Annotated in this window: 16 protein-coding genes and 1 tRNA gene; 7 read left to right on the top strand and 10 right to left on the bottom strand. The window is 33.2% G+C overall.

Annotation, left to right across the window (positions count from 1 at the left end; translation table 11 throughout):
* The first annotated feature begins 6 nt into the window (after positions 1–6).
* Together OS188_RS00925 and OS188_RS00920 are read left to right on the top strand one after the other, a co-directional pair.
* Positions 7–2,766: a PD-(D/E)XK nuclease family protein gene (locus tag OS188_RS00925; protein ID WP_267146928.1), complete on the top strand. Its 2,760-nt coding sequence runs from the start codon at positions 7–9 to the stop codon at positions 2,764–2,766.
* Positions 2,763–3,617, top strand: coding sequence for an alpha/beta hydrolase family protein (locus OS188_RS00920; protein ID WP_267146927.1), 855 nt, complete (start codon positions 2,763–2,765; stop codon positions 3,615–3,617). Before OS188_RS00925 ends, OS188_RS00920 begins: the two co-directional genes overlap by 4 nt.
* A gap of 23 nt (positions 3,618–3,640) precedes the next feature.
* Here OS188_RS00920 and OS188_RS00915 read toward each other — a convergent pair.
* From OS188_RS00915 to OS188_RS00905, 3 genes are all read right to left on the bottom strand, one after another.
* Positions 3,641–3,714, bottom strand: a tRNA-Ala gene (locus OS188_RS00915).
* The gene (locus OS188_RS00910) at positions 3,705–4,049 is read right to left on the bottom strand and encodes a GIY-YIG nuclease family protein (protein ID WP_267146926.1); all 345 of its coding nucleotides are present in this window, start codon (positions 4,047–4,049) and stop codon (positions 3,705–3,707) included. The genes OS188_RS00915 and OS188_RS00910 overlap by 10 nt, the downstream gene beginning before the upstream one ends.
* 227 nt (positions 4,050–4,276) lie before the next feature.
* A complete protein-coding gene (locus OS188_RS00905) occupies positions 4,277–5,074 on the bottom strand; it encodes a universal stress protein (protein ID WP_267146925.1) in 798 nt (265 codons plus the stop codon).
* Positions 5,075–5,131: 57 nt separating this feature from the next.
* Between OS188_RS00905 and OS188_RS00900 the strand changes: the two genes are divergently transcribed.
* From OS188_RS00900 to OS188_RS00890, 3 genes are read left to right on the top strand one after another with little or no spacing between them, the layout of a single operon-like run.
* Positions 5,132–5,632 carry a GNAT family N-acetyltransferase gene (locus tag OS188_RS00900; protein WP_267146924.1) on the top strand — a complete coding sequence of 167 codons (501 nt, stop codon included), beginning with the start codon at positions 5,132–5,134 and terminating at the stop codon, positions 5,630–5,632.
* A complete protein-coding gene (locus tag OS188_RS00895; RefSeq protein WP_267146923.1) occupies positions 5,629–6,963 on the top strand; it encodes an MATE family efflux transporter in 1,335 nt (444 codons plus the stop codon). Before OS188_RS00900 ends, OS188_RS00895 begins: the two co-directional genes overlap by 4 nt.
* Positions 6,964–6,980: 17 nt before the next feature.
* Complete coding sequence (locus OS188_RS00890; RefSeq protein WP_267147019.1) at positions 6,981–7,160, top strand: hypothetical protein; 180 nt, start codon at positions 6,981–6,983, stop codon at positions 7,158–7,160.
* Between the two features lie 101 nt (positions 7,161–7,261).
* Here the strand turns inward: OS188_RS00890 and OS188_RS00885 are convergent, their stop codons facing one another.
* Positions 7,262–7,903: a 2OG-Fe(II) oxygenase gene (locus OS188_RS00885; protein WP_267146922.1), complete on the bottom strand. Its 642-nt coding sequence runs from the start codon at positions 7,901–7,903 to the stop codon at positions 7,262–7,264.
* Between the two features lie 94 nt (positions 7,904–7,997).
* Between OS188_RS00885 and OS188_RS00880 the strand changes: the two genes are divergently transcribed.
* Entirely contained in the window at positions 7,998–8,456 is a 459-nt protein-coding gene (locus OS188_RS00880) for a 6-pyruvoyl trahydropterin synthase family protein (protein WP_267146921.1), read from the top strand.
* A gap of 184 nt (positions 8,457–8,640) precedes the next feature.
* The gene (locus OS188_RS00875; RefSeq protein ID WP_267146920.1) at positions 8,641–9,393 is read left to right on the top strand and encodes a UDP-2,3-diacylglucosamine diphosphatase; all 753 of its coding nucleotides are present in this window, start codon (positions 8,641–8,643) and stop codon (positions 9,391–9,393) included.
* Positions 9,394–9,408: 15 nt separating this feature from the next.
* On the opposite strand, the gene OS188_RS00870 is transcribed toward OS188_RS00875, so the two are convergent.
* From OS188_RS00870 to rsmI, 6 genes are all read right to left on the bottom strand, one after another.
* Positions 9,409–10,680 carry an MFS transporter gene (locus OS188_RS00870; protein WP_267146919.1) on the bottom strand — a complete coding sequence of 424 codons (1,272 nt, stop codon included), beginning with the start codon at positions 10,678–10,680 and terminating at the stop codon, positions 9,409–9,411.
* Between the two features lie 172 nt (positions 10,681–10,852).
* Positions 10,853–12,544 (bottom strand): single-stranded-DNA-specific exonuclease RecJ, encoded by a 1,692-nt coding sequence (gene recJ / locus OS188_RS00865; RefSeq protein ID WP_267146918.1) that lies wholly within the window; start codon positions 12,542–12,544, stop codon positions 10,853–10,855.
* Between the two features lie 79 nt (positions 12,545–12,623).
* On the bottom strand, positions 12,624–13,052 hold the full coding sequence (locus OS188_RS00860) for an OsmC family protein (RefSeq protein WP_267146917.1): 429 nt from the start codon (positions 13,050–13,052) through the stop codon (positions 12,624–12,626).
* 20 nt (positions 13,053–13,072) lie between these two features.
* Complete coding sequence (locus OS188_RS00855; protein WP_267146916.1) at positions 13,073–14,803, bottom strand: M28 family peptidase; 1,731 nt, start codon at positions 14,801–14,803, stop codon at positions 13,073–13,075.
* A gap of 41 nt (positions 14,804–14,844) precedes the next feature.
* A complete protein-coding gene (locus OS188_RS00850; protein ID WP_267146915.1) occupies positions 14,845–15,417 on the bottom strand; it encodes a uracil-DNA glycosylase family protein in 573 nt (190 codons plus the stop codon).
* 31 nt (positions 15,418–15,448) lie between these two features.
* Positions 15,449–16,120, bottom strand: coding sequence for a 16S rRNA (cytidine(1402)-2'-O)-methyltransferase (gene rsmI / locus OS188_RS00845; RefSeq protein WP_267146914.1), 672 nt, complete (start codon positions 16,118–16,120; stop codon positions 15,449–15,451).
* Positions 16,121–16,127: the final 7 nt, after the last annotated feature.

The following is a 16,127-nucleotide window of genomic DNA, read 5'->3' as shown; positions in this document are numbered from 1 at the left end:
TAAAGTATGACAACATTTATACAAGAAGTACTAAAAGTATTAAAAGAGAACACAGAAGATATTTCTAACCTCACTTTTGTTCTGCCTAGTAAAAGAGCTGGGGTTTTCTTAAAAAACCAGATTCCTCAAGTATGGGAACAAACCGTTTTTTCTCCAGAAATTCTAAGTATTGAAGAATTTACAAGCAATCTTTCTCAATTAAAACCAATTTCTAATACCGAGTTGCTTTTCGAATTTTATACAGTTTATATAAAATTAACACCAAAAGTCGAGCGGGATAGCTTTGAATCTTTTTCCAAATGGGCACAACTTATTATTCAAGATTTTAATGAAATTGATCGTTACCTGATTCCTCAAAAGGAGATATTTAATTATTTAAGTGCTATTCAAGATATAAATCATTGGTCGCTGCAAGACAATAAAACTGAATTTGTAAAGAAATATCTAGCTTTTTGGAATAAACTTTATCAGTATTACAAACATTTTACAGAGTTTCTAACAAGTAAACAAGTTGGGTTCCAAGGTTTAATTTATAGAGAAGCCGTAAATAATATTGAAGACTATATTCAAAATAATTCAAATAAAAGACTGGTGTTTCTTGGCTTCAATGCATTAAATACAGCCGAAGAAACCATTATTCAAGAATTGCTCCAAAATGGGCTTGCTGAAATCTATTGGGACATGGAACAAAGTTTTTTGGATAATCAAATGCATCATGCTGGGCTGTTCACTAGAAAATATAAAGCGTCATGGACTTATTTTAAAACCAATTCCTTTAAATGGATTACTAATAATTATATACAAGAAAAGAGTATTTCTGTTTATGGAGTTCCTAAAAATATTGGGCAAGCAAAACAAATAGGTCATATTCTAAATAATCTAACAGAAGATAACGGAAGTATAAGTAAAACCGCTATTGTGTTAGGTGACGAGACTTTGTTATTACCCGTATTAAATTCACTTCCTAAATCAGTAGACGCTTTAAATATTACCATGGGACTTCCGTTAAATACGGTTCCCCTTGCTACCTTATTTGAAAAACTATTCTATCTACATAAAGATAATAACAAAACATATTACTATAAGGATGTCATTGCCATACTCTCACATCAAAACGTCAGTCCTTTATTTGAGGTCGATAAAAAGACAAAAGTAACCGAGATTATAGATACAATAAAGAAGAATAACTTAGTGTATCTAACTACAGATAAAATAAGGGAGCTCTCAGGAGGTTTTGAGAATATTACGGAGGTTTTGTTTGGTTATTGGAATAACAATGCGGATATAGCTTTAAAACAGACTCAAAAACTAATATTAATTATAAAGGACTATCTGGACAAACAGAAGTCGCATAATATATTGAATCTCGAATACCTTTATAGATTTAACGAGTTGTTCAATGAACTAACTAGACTTCAAACCAAATATCCATATTTAAAAAACACTGCAACGCTTTTTGAAGTATATAAAAATTTATTGAGTACAGAAACTTTAGATTTTAAAGGCGAACCTTTACAAGGATTACAGGTAATGGGAATGTTGGAATCACGAGTATTAGACTTTGAAACTGTAATTATCTCATCAGTCAACGAAGGTGTTTTGCCTTCAGGAAAAAGTAATAACTCGTTTATTCCTTTCGATGTTAAACTGCAATACAACTTACCAACTTATAAAGAAAAGGACGCTGTTTATTCATATCACTTTTATAGATTGATTCAGCGCGCAAAGAATATTCATATTTTATATAATACTGAGGCGGATGTTTTAAATGGAGGAGAAAAAAGCCGATTTATAACCCAATTAGAATTAGAAGGCATCCATAATATTTCTCATAAAATGGTTTTACCAAACCTTAGTTTACCTCAGGTAGAGATCAATCAGGTAAAGAAAAATCAAGCCGTTTTAAATTGCCTTAAAGAGATTGCAGAAAAAGGGTTTTCGCCATCATCTTTAACAAACTATATTAGAAACCCTATAGATTTTTACAATCAGAAAATTTTAAAAATAACGGAATACGAGGAAGTCGAGGAAACAGTTGCTGCTAATACTTTAGGAAACGTTATTCATAACACTTTAGAGGACTTTTATAAACCTTTTGAAGGCGAGTATATTACTGCAGAAATAGTAGTAAAAATGAAAACTCAAGTCGACGAACGGGTTACATATTATTTTAAAGAATTCTTCAAAGAAGGTGATCTTACAAAAGGCAAAAACCTGATAGTTTTTGAAATTGCAAAGCGCTACTTAAACAACTTTTTAAATCGTGAAATCGAAGAACTAAAAGCTGGAAATAAAATTAAAATTGTAGGTATTGAAAGTGAAAACCGTGTGCCAATAGAAATGGCCGAACTAGATTATCCAGTATATATAACGGGTCAAGTGGATAGAATCGACGAGTATAATGGAACTACCAGAATAATCGATTATAAAACAGGAAAAGTATTGCAGAATCAAGTGGAGGTTTTAGATTGGGTAGACTTAACCACAGATTACACAAAATACAGCAAATCTTTCCAAGTGTTATGTTACGCTTATGCCATGTTTAAAGATGAAAAAGTGAATCTTCCAGTAGAAGGAGGTATAATTTCATTTAAAAACTTGAGTTCCGGTTTTTTAAAATTTGCTAAAAAAGAAAGTACTTACGATAGGAATAAAAACACAGCAATATCTGAAGACACTTTAAACTCTTTTGAAGCACAATTGAAAAAGCTTATTTTAGAAATTTGTAATCCAGAGATAGATTTTATTGAAAAAGAGATATCATGATACATAAGAACCTTGTTTTACATATAAATCAACAAAAGCCAATAGTTTGGGACGCTTATTTTAATAAATCTGGAACACCAAAACCTTTAGTTATCTTTTGCCATGGCTACAAAGGTTTTAAAGATTGGGGAAGTTGGGGGTTAGCTGCTGCGGCCTTTAAAAATGAAAACTTATTTTTTGTGAAATTCAATTTTTCACATAATGGAGGTACGACAGAAAATCCGATAGATTTTCCAGATTTAAACGCCTTTGCTGAAAATAATTATTCCAAAGAGCTACAGGACCTTAAAGATATATTGAATTATTTACTTGCTAATGAAAATCTGTTTCTTGAAGATATAGATATTAATAACATTACTTTAATAGGCCATTCCAGAGGAGGTGGAATTGCAACTATTTTTGCTTCGGAAGACTCTAGAATATCACGATTAATAACGTGGGCTAGCGTATGCGATTTTGCGAAAAGAACTGCAACTATTGGCGATTTAGAGACATGGAAAAAAGATGGGGTTAAATATGTTTTAAACGGAAGAACCAAGCAGCAAATGCCTCATTATTATCAGTTCTATGAAGATTTTAAAGCAAATGAAACCCGACTAAATATAGAATTAGCTACAAAACGAATTAAAATTCCTCACCTTATTATACATGGCGTTAAGGATTTATCCGTTTCTTTTGATGAAGCAAAAGCAATACATGCCTGGAATCCAAATAGTGTTTTAATGCCTATTGAAAACACCAATCATGTCTTTGATTCAAAGCATCCTTGGCAGAATAAACACTTACCAGAAAAATTGAAATTGGTGATAGATAGAAGCATCGATTTTATAAAACAAAAAACGTCCTTATAAAAATAAAGACGCTTTTTTATTTGTGGAGAATATCGGATTCGAACCGATGACCTCTACGCTGCCAGCGTAGCGCTCTAGCCAACTGAGCTAATCCCCCAAATTATTTTTTCGCCACCTTCTTCCAGCAGCAGACTTTAAATATTTTTCTCTTTTTCTAGCCAGCACTCTTGTTTCAAATTCTTCCGTATGAACAATTCCCCATGGAATAAAAGCTTTAGTGCTTTTTGTTTTACCTCTATTGTGCGCTCTTAATCGTTCTAAAACATTATGAGACATTCCTACATAATATCTATCAAAACTATCGCTATAAAGAATATAAATAAAATACATTATTTCAATTACTAACCATTGGTTGTTAGTAGCGCTCCCTGCCCGACTAAAGTCGTTTAGGCGGGCTAATCCCCAAATTGTTTTTTCGTCACTTTCTTCCAATAAAAGTCTCGGAGGTAAATTTCAATTTATGTCTTCAACCTATTTAGAGTGGATTCTCTTAAATTGAGTTGGCAAAGATAATTCTTTTTATATATCCAGCCTATTTTATTTTAACGCTTTCAAGGTTGATGCCTAAAGCTCTGTGTTGTTCTTTTTTACTATTGAATTTTCCGTTTTTGGTTCTAAAATTTAGAGAAAGCACCCTATAATAAATACTTAAAGCCAGTTTATTTCAAACCACTTAAAACTAAAACAGGTAGCGTGTTACTTTGAAAATCCTTTTTCAAAATTGTATTCTTTTCCCATAGTTTGTTGAAAAACCCACGCTTGCGTCTTACAACACACAATAAGTCTGGATCATTATCTTTATAATGTTCTAAAACCCCCTGAAAAGTGGTTGCATTTTCAGTGTAAGTTGTGTTTGTTATAACAGGTTTTAACTTCTCGTCTATGTCAAAATCGCCCTCATTGTGAAATGGTGTTTTTACCAATAATAAATTTACGATAGACTTAAATTGATCTTTAATATCTAGTAATGGTTTTAAAGCGTCATCTTTCTTAATAACAGCAGATTTTAAAGCCATTAGAATGTAAATAATTGGTTTGAAAACATAGCCTTCTGGAACTATCAATGCAGGAATATTAGTTTGCTTTATTATTCTTCCTGAAGTTTTTCCTAGGTAAACCTCCTCTTTAACAGAATTTGTTCTAGGTTCTAACAGAATAAGGTCAATATTCAACGACTTAGCTCTCGATTCTATAGTTTCTACCAATTTTCCTTTATAGGTTTTAATATGTATTTCTACATCTTTCGTGTCTACCTTAGAAATATGCGCTTTTAAAAAATTATAACTTTCACGTTCTAAAATTTCATCCACCTTAATCATGGTTCCGGCTTTAGAATAGATATCATAAATTTGAACAACAAATAATTTTGCACCAAAAGCCTTAGCAAAATCTACGGCATATTGTAAATGGCTTACAGCATTTGGAGATGAACCAACAGGAACTAATATATTCTTCATAATCAATAAATAAAAACTAAATTTACACGATAATTTTTGCAAAAGTAAACATTAAAAATGATTCGGAAAGCTACTTATAAGGATATTGATAGTATTTTGAAAATAACTAGGACTTGTGCTCTTTTTATGACAAATCAAGGTGTTTTTCAATGGAATGAAAACTACCCAAGTAAAAAGGCTTTTGAAAATGATGTATTAAGAGACGAACTATACGTCTTAGAAACTAATTCAAAAATTATAGGTTGTATTGTTGTTTCAACCTTTATGGATAAAGAGTATATTCCTATTAAATGGCTAATACCAAATAGCAATAATATTTATATTCATAGATTAGCTGTGCATCCAGAACAGCAGGGAAAAGGTTACGCCCGAAAACTTATGAATTTTGCTGAAACATTAGCTAAAAACAATCATTTTGTATCTATAAGATTGGATACCTTTTCGAAAAACGTACGAAATCAAAAATTTTACGAACTTCGCAACTATAAACGGTTGGGAGAAATATATTTTCCAAATCAAAGCGAATCCCCATTTTATTGTTACGAACTAGTCCTGTGAGCACAAACATAAGTCTAAAACATATTAATAAATTAGCTATTCCAGCCTTAATAGCTGGAGTCTCCGAACCTATTTTATCTATTACAGACACGGCAATTGTTGGAAATATAGATATAAACGCAACAGAATCTTTAGCAGCTGTTGGTATTGTTGGTTCGTTTATTTCTATGTTAATTTGGGTATTAGGTCAAACCCGAAGCGCTATTTCGTCCATTGTGTCTCAATATGTAGGCGCTAATAATTTAGACAAGGTTAAAAACTTACCGGCTCAGGCTATTTTTATTATTACCTCTTTAAGTATTCTAATTATTTTGGTAACCTACCCCTTTGCCGAACAGATTTTTAAACTATATAATGCTTCAGATCTTATTCTAGACAATAGTGTGCTATATTATAAAATTCGTGTATTTGGTTTTCCTTTTACATTATTTACTATTGCAATTTTTGGAACTTTTAGAGGTTTACAAAATACGTATTACCCCATGATAATCGCTATTGTTGGCGCTGGATCGAATATTATTTTAGATTTTATTTTGGTCTATGGTATTGAAGGGTATATTCCTGCCATGAATATCCAGGGTGCAGCATATGCAAGCGTGGTTGCACAATTATTGATGGCTGTTTTGTCCGGATATTATTTGTTGAAGAAAACACCAATTTCTTTAAAATTAACACTGCCTTTTAATAAGGAGATGAAACGCTTTACCTCGATGATTCTTAATTTATTTGTAAGAACCTTAGCCTTAAACATCACTCTTTATTTAGCAAGTGCTTTTTCTACTAGTTATGGAAAACAATATATAGCTGCTTATACTATAGCAATTAATTTATGGTTTTTAGGAGCATTTATTGTTGATGGATATGCTAGCGCCGGAAATATATTATCTGGAAAGCTCTTAGGCGGAAAAGAGTATGATAAACTTATTGAATTAAGTAATAAACTTATTAGATATGGAATTACTTTAGGATTAATTTTAGCCCTTCTTGGAGGGGTATTCTACTATTCTATAGGAACCATTTTTACCAAGGAACCCGAAGTTTTGAAAGAGTTTTATAACATATTCTGGATGGTTTTAGCCATGCAACCTCTATGTGCTATTGCTTTTATTTTTGACGGGATTTTTAAAGGTCTTGGTAAAATGAAAGAATTGCGAAACCTTTTATTGATTTCTACATTTCTTGTATTTGTGCCTATTTTGTTTTGGTTAGACAGTTTAGGTCTAAAACTTTATGCTATTTTTACAGCCTTTACCTGTTGGATTGTGGCTAGAGGCTTTCCATTAATTATAAAATTTAGAAGAGAATTTTTACCACTTAGTCAAAAGGATTAACTTTAGAAAAAATTAAAATGATGTTTGCAATTATAAACTTAATTCAAGAAGTTGATATTAATGAAAAAATAAAAGAAGCTCCCGACGGTTCCTATGAAATTGGAATATTTATTGGCTCTTTTATTCCTTTTGTAGTACTTGTATTAATTGCATATATGATTTATAGATATAATAAAAACAGAATAAATAAAGATTAATATGGATTTTTTAAACTTTTTAAGCGGAAACGGTTTGTTTCTGGTTTTAGCAGTCGTACTTATAATTATTTACGTGTATAACCGTAGAAAAAATCGTTAAACTAACGCGTTTTTAACCAACCTGTAATACTCATTCTTTCTTTGTTTACAGGTTTTACCTCGTGTTCTATAATTTGACTTTCAAAAATTACTACCCGTCCAGGAAAGGGATAAATCACCTTTTCTGTTTCTTTACCATTTTCGTCTAGGTACAAAACCAATTCACCACCATTTTCTGGTAACCAACCATCCTCATTTAAATAACAAACAATGGAGAGTTTTCGTCTGTCGTCATTTTGAAAGGTGTCAATATGTCTTTTGTAGAACGTTCCTTTAGGGTACATGGCATAATGAAACTCTTTATGCAGAATGCCTAAAAAACAAGTTTTATTTAAGTAATTTATTAAACTATTTATTTTATTGAAAAATAATAATTCGGCCTTATTGGCTTTTAATTCATCTATCCATAAAATAATATCTCCACGAACAGATTTTATAATCAGCTCGTTTACGCGATTTCCGATAGCTGATTTTTTAAAAGCATCTTCTTCATTTTTCTCTATTAGAGATTCTCTTAAAACCGAAACTTCTTCGGAAGTAAAAAAGTCTTCCACAATTGAGTATTGTTGCGCTAGAATATCTTCAATAATAGACTCATATTGAGGATTCTCAACAAAAGATAGGTCTTCAAAAAGCTGATTCATTCTTTATAAAAAATTTAAAAAAGTGCGCAAATGTAGACTAAAAACCAATTGCTTTTACAAAACAACTATCTTTGCACAACTAATAAAATTTACAATGAGTAAAATTAGAATAACAAAGCAATTTACATTCGAAACTGGACACGCTTTATATGGTTACGATGGCAAATGTAAAAATGTCCATGGGCATAGTTATAAATTGTCTGTAACGGTTATTGGAAAACCTATTGAGGATTCTAATAATGTGAAGTTTGGAATGGTTATAGATTTTGGAGATTTAAAAAAAATAGTAAAAAATGAAATTGTAGATGTCTTCGATCATGCCACCGTTTTTAATAAAAACACACCACATGTGGAATTGGCAAAAGAGCTACAAGATAGAGGACATAGTGTGCTTTTAGTAGATTATCAGCCAACTAGCGAGATGATGGTTACAGACTTTGCACAAAAAATAATTAAAGAATTACCAGAACATATTGACTTATTTTCGTTAAAACTACAAGAAACAGATACTAGTTTTGCTGAATGGTATGCAAGCGATAACAAATCCCTATGAAAACAGGGATCTCATCTTAAAATGTAACATTTTTGCCCGAAAGAACAGTTAGCCTCATATTCTTCTTTCTAATACTGCTTTTGCTTGTAGGCAAGTTTAAAAAGCAATAACTGAGTTTCATTTTAAAAACATAAACTATCATAATAAGATTTCTGCCTTGGCAGGAATTAATTATATTTACTTCATGAATATTCCCAAAGGAAAAAAAATCTATTTCGCTTCCGATAATCATCTTGGAGCACCAACTCCAGAGCAATCACGGCCTCGTGAAATAAAGTTTGTAGCTTGGTTAGATGAAATTAAAGAAGATGCTGCCGCTATTTTTTTAATTGGCGATTTGTTCGATTTTTGGTTTGAATATAAAACCGTTGTCCCAAAAGGCTTTACCAGAACTCTTGGAAAGCTTGCTGAAATAAGCGATTCGGGAACTCCTATTTATTATTTTGTTGGAAACCATGACCTTTGGATGAATGGCTATTTTGAAGAAGAATTAAATATTCCTGTCTATCATAAACCTAAAGAATTCACTTTTAATAACAAGACCTTTTTAATTGGTCATGGAGATGGTTTAGGCCCAGGAGATAAAGGATATAAACGCATGAAAAAAGTGTTTACCAATCCCTTTAGTAAATGGCTTTTTAGGTGGTTGCATCCAGATTTAGGAGTGAGATTAGCACAATATATGTCTGTTAAAAACAAGCTGATTTCTGGAGATGAAGATGCCAAGTTTTTAGGCGAAGACAACGAATGGCTCGTACAATACTGCAAAAAAAAGGAAGAAGAAAAACACAGAGATTATTACGTATTTGGACATAGACATTTGCCTTTAGATATCGATTTAAACAACAATGCCAAATACATCAATCTTGGTGATTGGATTAGCTATTATACTTACGGTGTTTTTGATGGGGAAAAGATGGAGTTGAAGGAGTATTAATTTCTTGTACTTTTATTAATTATCATCCCTCTCATGTTCTTCAATATCTTTTCTTAAATCTAATTTTCTAAAGGAAGGAGACACAATTCCTGTAGTAATTACAGTTAGCAGTGTCATGGTTCCACCAAAAACTACAGCAGTTACTGTTCCCATAAGTTTGGCTGTTACCCCACTTTCAAAAGCACCAAGTTCGTTTGAAGAACCTACAAACATAGAGTTTACAGAAGATACTCGTCCTCTCATATGGTCTGGCGTTTTAATCTGTAAAATGGTTTGTCTAATTACCATAGAAACACCATCTGTTACCCCGCTAAAGAATAATGCTACCACCGAAACCCAGAAAATAGACGATAAGCCAAAAACAATTATACAAACTCCAAATCCAAAAATAGCTCCTAGTAATTTCATGCCTGCATTTTTGCTAATTGGAAGATAAGCTGTTGCCAACATGGTTAAAAAAGCTCCAACTGCAGGAGCAGCCCGCAATACCCCAAAGCCTTCACTGCCAACTTTTAAAATATCTTGAGCAAAAACAGGAAGTAAAGCTACTGCACCACCAAAAAGAACTGCAACCATATCTAATGTCAAAGCACCTAAAATGGCTTTAGTTTTAAATACAAACTTGACACCTTCTTTTAAACTCTGCATCACAGGTTCGCCAATTTTAGGGTTTAAAATAGGTTTCTTTTTAATTTGTGATAAAGTGATTAATGAAAACATAACTAATCCAAAAACAAAGCATAAAGACCAATGAACGCCAATAACGCTAATTAAAATACCTGCAGTTGCAGGTCCTAAAACGGATGCCATTTGCCAAGTAGAACTACTCCAGGTAGCAGCATTTGGATAAATTTTCTTTGGAACAATTAAAGCAATTAATGAAAAAATGGTGGGCCCAAAAAAAGCTCTGATAAAACCTCCAAAGAACACCAAAGCATAAATACAGTACAAAATAGTGTTTGTGGACCAACCTTCAACAATCTTAGGCCATGTTAGTAGAAAAAGCCCCAAGCTTATTAATGAGAAAAATGAAATACAAACAGCTAATAAATTTCTTTTCTCTTTTTGATCGACTATATGTCCAGCAAATAAAGCCATGGATAAGGCTGGAATAATTTCCATAAGTCCAATTATACCTAGAGATAAAGGGTCTTTAGTAATACTATATACCTGCCATTCTATAATAATAAACTGCATAGACCATGCAAAAACTAAAGCAAAACGCAATAGTAAAAAAATGTTGAATTCTTTTATTCGTAAAGCGGCGTATGGATCTTTTTTTGCCATAATAACTTCCTGCGAAGACAGGAAACGGTTTCATTATTATTAGAAACTACAAGTTGAAAAGTCTTGTAAGCTAAATTTATAATTCAGTGCAAATGTAAATTAGATTCTCTTTTTATTTTTAGATTTTAATAAGAAACTATAAATAGAGGTTTTAAAAAGTAAAATTTAAGCTCTATTCTCTAAGATCTTTTAGTTTCAGCTGAAGTGAGGTACGGCCTTGCCAATAATTTTCATCAATGGTATAAACAGCTTTAAACGTATTTTTGTTTTTAATTAAATGTAGCTTGTCTCCTAAATTAAAACCAATACAGACTAATTTTTTATCTCCTCCTTGCGAAACGGTTATACGTAGATGCTTATCGTCTTCTCCTACACATTTTCCGTAACCTGTATCTTTTAAGTTTTCTGTCATAAAAACAGGTGTCATATTTCCTGGTCCAAAAGGCGCAAACTGGCATAAAATGCGCCATAGTTTCCGGTTTATTTGATGTAGATTCATATTAAAATCAATTCTAACTTCAGGTATTAGTAAATGTTTATCAATTGTTTTTGAGACTTCATCTTCAAAAGCCTGTTTAAAGGCTTCGTAATTTTCTTCTTTAAGCGTGAGTCCTGCTGCGTATTTATGACCTCCAAATTGCTCGATATGTTCAGAACAAGCTTCTAAGGCATTATATACATCAAAACCAGAAACTGAGCGTGCCGAAGCTGCTAGTCTGTCTCCACTTTTTGTAAACACTAAGGTTGGTCTGTAATACGTTTCGATTAATCTGGAAGCAACAATTCCAATTACACCTTTATGCCAAGTTTCATGATAAACAACCGTAGTAAACCGGTCCTGCTCATTATCTTTAATTATTTGTTCAAGAGCCTCTTCTGTGATGCTTTTATCTGCTTCCCGTCTGTCTGTATTAAAGGCCTCTATGTCTTCGGCATAGGTTTCGGCTAAATTATAATCGGTTTCACTTAATAGAGTCACGGCATAGTTGCCATGTTTCATGCGTCCAGCAGCATTTATTCTTGGAGCCACAATAAACACCACGTCTGTAATAGTTAAATTTTCTTTATTTGCCTGATTGATAATAGCCTTAATTCCAGGTCTTGGATTGTTATTAATAACTTGAAGTCCCAAATAAGCTAAAACACGATTTTCTCCAACAATAGGAACAATATCTGCTCCAATAGCCGTAGCTACTAAGTCTAAATATTCGGTTAGTTCTACTACAGGCTTTCCTTCTCTGCTTGCCAATGCTTGAATAAGTTTAAAGCCAACACCACAACCACAAAGTTCTTTAAATGGGTAGTTACAATCGTTTCGTTTTGGATCTAAAACGGCCACAGCATCTGGGAGCTCATTTCCTGGTCTGTGGTGATCGCAAATTATAAAATCGATACCTTTTTCTTTGGCATAAGCTACTTTATCAATAGCTTTAATACCACAGTCTAAAGCGATAATCAGCGAGAAATCATTGTCGTGAGCAAAGTCGATACCTTTTATAGAAACGCCATAACCTTCGTCGTATCTATCCGGAATATAGGTGGCAATTTGCTCTGATCTTGTTTTTAAATAAGTGGACATTAATGCGACAGAAGAAGTTCCGTCCACATCATAATCGCCATAAACCAAAATATTTTCATTATTTGCTAAAGCTTGTTCAATGCGCTCAACGGCTTTATCCATATCTTTCATTAAAAATGGATCATGCAATTGGTTTAAACTTGGTCTAAAAAATGTTTTGGCAGCATCATAAGTTTCAATACCACGCTGTAATAACAAAGTAGCAACAACTTCATCTACTTGAAGTGCTTTTTGAAGGGAAACTATTTTCTCGGCTTGAGGTTTTGGTTTTAAAGTCCAACGCATATTTTTAACATTTCTGTCATTCTGAACAAATTGAAGAATCTATTATATAGATGTCACCTCAAGCTCAGCATGACAATTGTTATTTATTATGATAATGAATTGAGGTATTTACCGTTGCAAACTTGCGAAACATTTCCATAACGCCACAGTATTTATCAATGGATAAATCGACAGCTCTTTTAATTTTTTTCTCATCCAGGTCTTCTCCGTAAAAGTGATATTCTACCGAAACGCTGTGGTAATATTTTGGATGCTCTTCTGTTAATTCGCCATAAGTATCCATTCTAAAATCAGAAATTTTCACTTTCATTTTATCTAAAACAGACACCACATCTAATCCAGAACAGCCTGCAAGAGCTGAAAGCATCATGGCTTTCGGACTTAAGCCAGAATTATGTCCTCCGTTTTCTGGAGATGTATCTATTAAAACGGTTTTTCCATTTGGATTATCCGATTCAAATTGCATATTCCCTTTCCAGTGAGTAGTTACTTTGTTTGTATTTGCCATTTTTTAGATTTTTAAAATTATTAGTTGTTGTTTAATGCACCTATAGCTTGATTTGCTGAAGCTGATATTTCCTGCTGTGTTTTTTTTATTGCTGCATTTAAGATAGTGGATTTTGGCGACATGTCAGAAATTGAGGCAATGGCTTTTAAATACCAATCTTCCCAGGCTTTAATTATTTCAATTTGTTCAGATAGTTTATCACCTTTTGTTAACGCAATTTTCCCTTGTTTTAACTCTTCTTCTAATCTAGAAATGGCGGCAGACTTTATTGTTTCAAGCATTTCTTGCGCTGTGTTTTCATCAGCATTTAATAGAATATAAGCTGATTTTAAAGAAGCTATTCCCACATTTTTTAGGGTTTCTTTAGAAACTTTATCCAATCGGTCGTTATCTGTATGATAAAATTGATCGGTAAAATGCCAAAATAAGACACCAGGAATATCATTCTGTAAAAACGGCATATGGTCGCTACCACCTTCGTAAGGGTTGGTGTTTACCTCCCAATTAGCGCGTTTTCCTTGTGCTTTAAATTGGCGAATAACAAAATCGTTTAAATAATGGGGTTTCATTTCATTTAATCGCATCACGCGCCCACCCCATTCTGAATGTCTGTCCTTACCTCGCGTCCAGATAGCACTTGGATCTGGCATTTTTTCAATTAAAAACGAACCGCCTGTTATGGCTGTGTTTTCGCCTACCATATCTAAACTTATTCCCCATTTAATATCTTTTGCACGATTTTTATCTTCTTCGACATAACGTCTAGTTGAGATAATTTCATCGCCCCAAAGAAAGGTTAAGGTTCGTTTAGGATTCCAAGATTTTTCTTGTAATAATTTAGCCGAAAGTGATGCCATCTCTAAGGCAACTCCAACACCTGTTGCATTATCGTTTGCACCCGGTTCTTGCACATGTGCACTAAAAACTAAGCGTTCTTTTGGTAATTGGCTTCCTTTAATATCCGCCACCAAAGTTAGTTCTTCCGATTTGTAGATATTGGTATCAATTTGAACTTTAAGTTCTACAGTTCCTTTTAAAAGTGATGCTTTAAGGCGCTCTTTTGCTTCGTAAGACATAGCAATGGCCCAGCCTTTAGCCTTATCATTAAAGGGAATAGAACGAAACTGAATGGAGGTTGTATTTTTTTCGGGTTGCAAATACGATGGATTATCATAAGTCATTATACCAATGGCACCACCGAGTACAATAGCCATATTAAAAATACGTGCTGGACTGGTTTCGGCAAAAACAATTTTACCTTTAACATCCATATTTTTTAATTTCTGAACGTCGGTAACATAAATTACTTCGGCAGTTACCCCATCTTTTGGCGTACTAAAGGAATTTAATGCCACCATGTTTCGATTGCTTTCTTGAGATAATAGTGGCTTGGCTTCTCCTTGTATAGACACTTGAGCATCCACAATTTCCCATGTAGGGTTTTTTAACGCGCGTTTTTCTATACGATACGTTAATCTAGTCTCTGCTGTGGCATTTTCCTCCAAAACATAGCCAGCTTTTTCTAAGTGATTAGCAACAAAGAAGATGCTTTTATTAAAACCAGTATTACCAACAACCCGCCAATACTTTTCGACAAAAGCTGTAGTTTCGTAGGATAGATCTCCTGAAAACAGATTCGATATTAAGTACTGGTTTGTATTATCGGTTTTTAGTTTGCTCTCGGTTTGAGATTGTGACTGAAAGATTGCCAAAAAGCTAAATGCAGAAGCTAATAGAAGTTTTTTTATCATGATTTTGAGGGAGTTTTTTGAAGAATTACAAAAATAGCCAATTATCCAATAAGCGTACCAACTTTTTCTTGTAAAACAGGAATAACTTCTTTTTCAAACCAAGGATTTTTAGTCAGCCAGAATCTGTTTCTTGGACTAGGATGTGGTAATGGCAAAAACCTTGGTAAGTATTCTTTATAATTAGCTACTGTTTCGGTTAAGGTTCTTTTGGCTTTACCTTTTAAATAATACTTTTGCGAATACATACCAATTAGAATAATCAATTCTACATTTGGCATTTTTTCTAGTAATTTTTGATGCCATTGCGGAGCGCATTCTGGTCTTGGTGGTAAATCGCCAGATTTACCTTTTCCTGGATAGCAGAATCCCATTGGAACTAAAGCTAATTTACTTTCATCGTAAAAAACGTCATCAGTTATATTGAGCCATTTCCTCAACTGCTTCCCGCTAGGATCATCCCAAGGAATCCCAATTTTATGAACCTTTAACCCTGGAGCTTGACCTATAATAATTATTTTGGATTCTGCATGAGCGGAGACTATAGGTCGTGGACCAAGAGGTAAATGGGCTGTGCAAATAGTACATTGCCTGATATCTTTTAATAGACTCTTCATTTTTGTTTAGAATGGCAGTAAAAAACAGCTTTTAAGATTTTCCGCCAACAATAATTACAATCTCACCTTTTGGAGGCTTGTTGGTATAATGTTCCAGGACTTCTTTGGCCGTACCTCTAATGGTTTCTTCATAAAGTTTGCTTAATTCTCTAGAAACGGAAACAGGTCTGTCTTCCCCAAAATACTCACAGAAATGACCTAATGTTTTAATGAGTTTATGCGGACTTTCGTAAAAAATAATGGTTCTGGTTTCTTCAGCTAAAAGTAAAAGCCTAGTTTGGCGCCCTTTTTTTATAGGAAGAAATCCTTCAAAAACAAACTTATCATTTGGTAACCCACTATTTACTAATGCTGGCACAAAAGCAGTAGCACCAGGTAAGCAATCCACCTCAATATGGTTTTCAATACAGGCGCGTGTTAATAAAAACCCAGGATCGGAAATGGCAGGGGTTCCAGCATCGCTAATTAAAGCCATAGTCATCCCGCTATTAATTTTATTGACTATACCTTCAACCGTTTTATGCTCGTTATGCATGTGATGGGATTGTGTAGGTGTCGAAATTTCAAAATGTTTTAATAGCTTCCCAGAAGTTCTAGTGTCTTCAGCTAAAATTAAATCGACTTCTTTTAAAACTTCAACAGCTCTAAAAGTCATGTCTTTTAAGTTTCCAATAGGAGTTGGTACAATATAAAGTTTACTCATAATATTT

This window comes from Xanthomarina sp. F1114 (assembly GCF_026410255.1).
Taxonomy (GTDB): Bacteria; Bacteroidota; Bacteroidia; order Flavobacteriales; family Flavobacteriaceae; genus Xanthomarina.
Note: the sequence above shows the minus strand (reverse complement) of the source record. Positions and strands in the feature narration are given on the sequence as shown.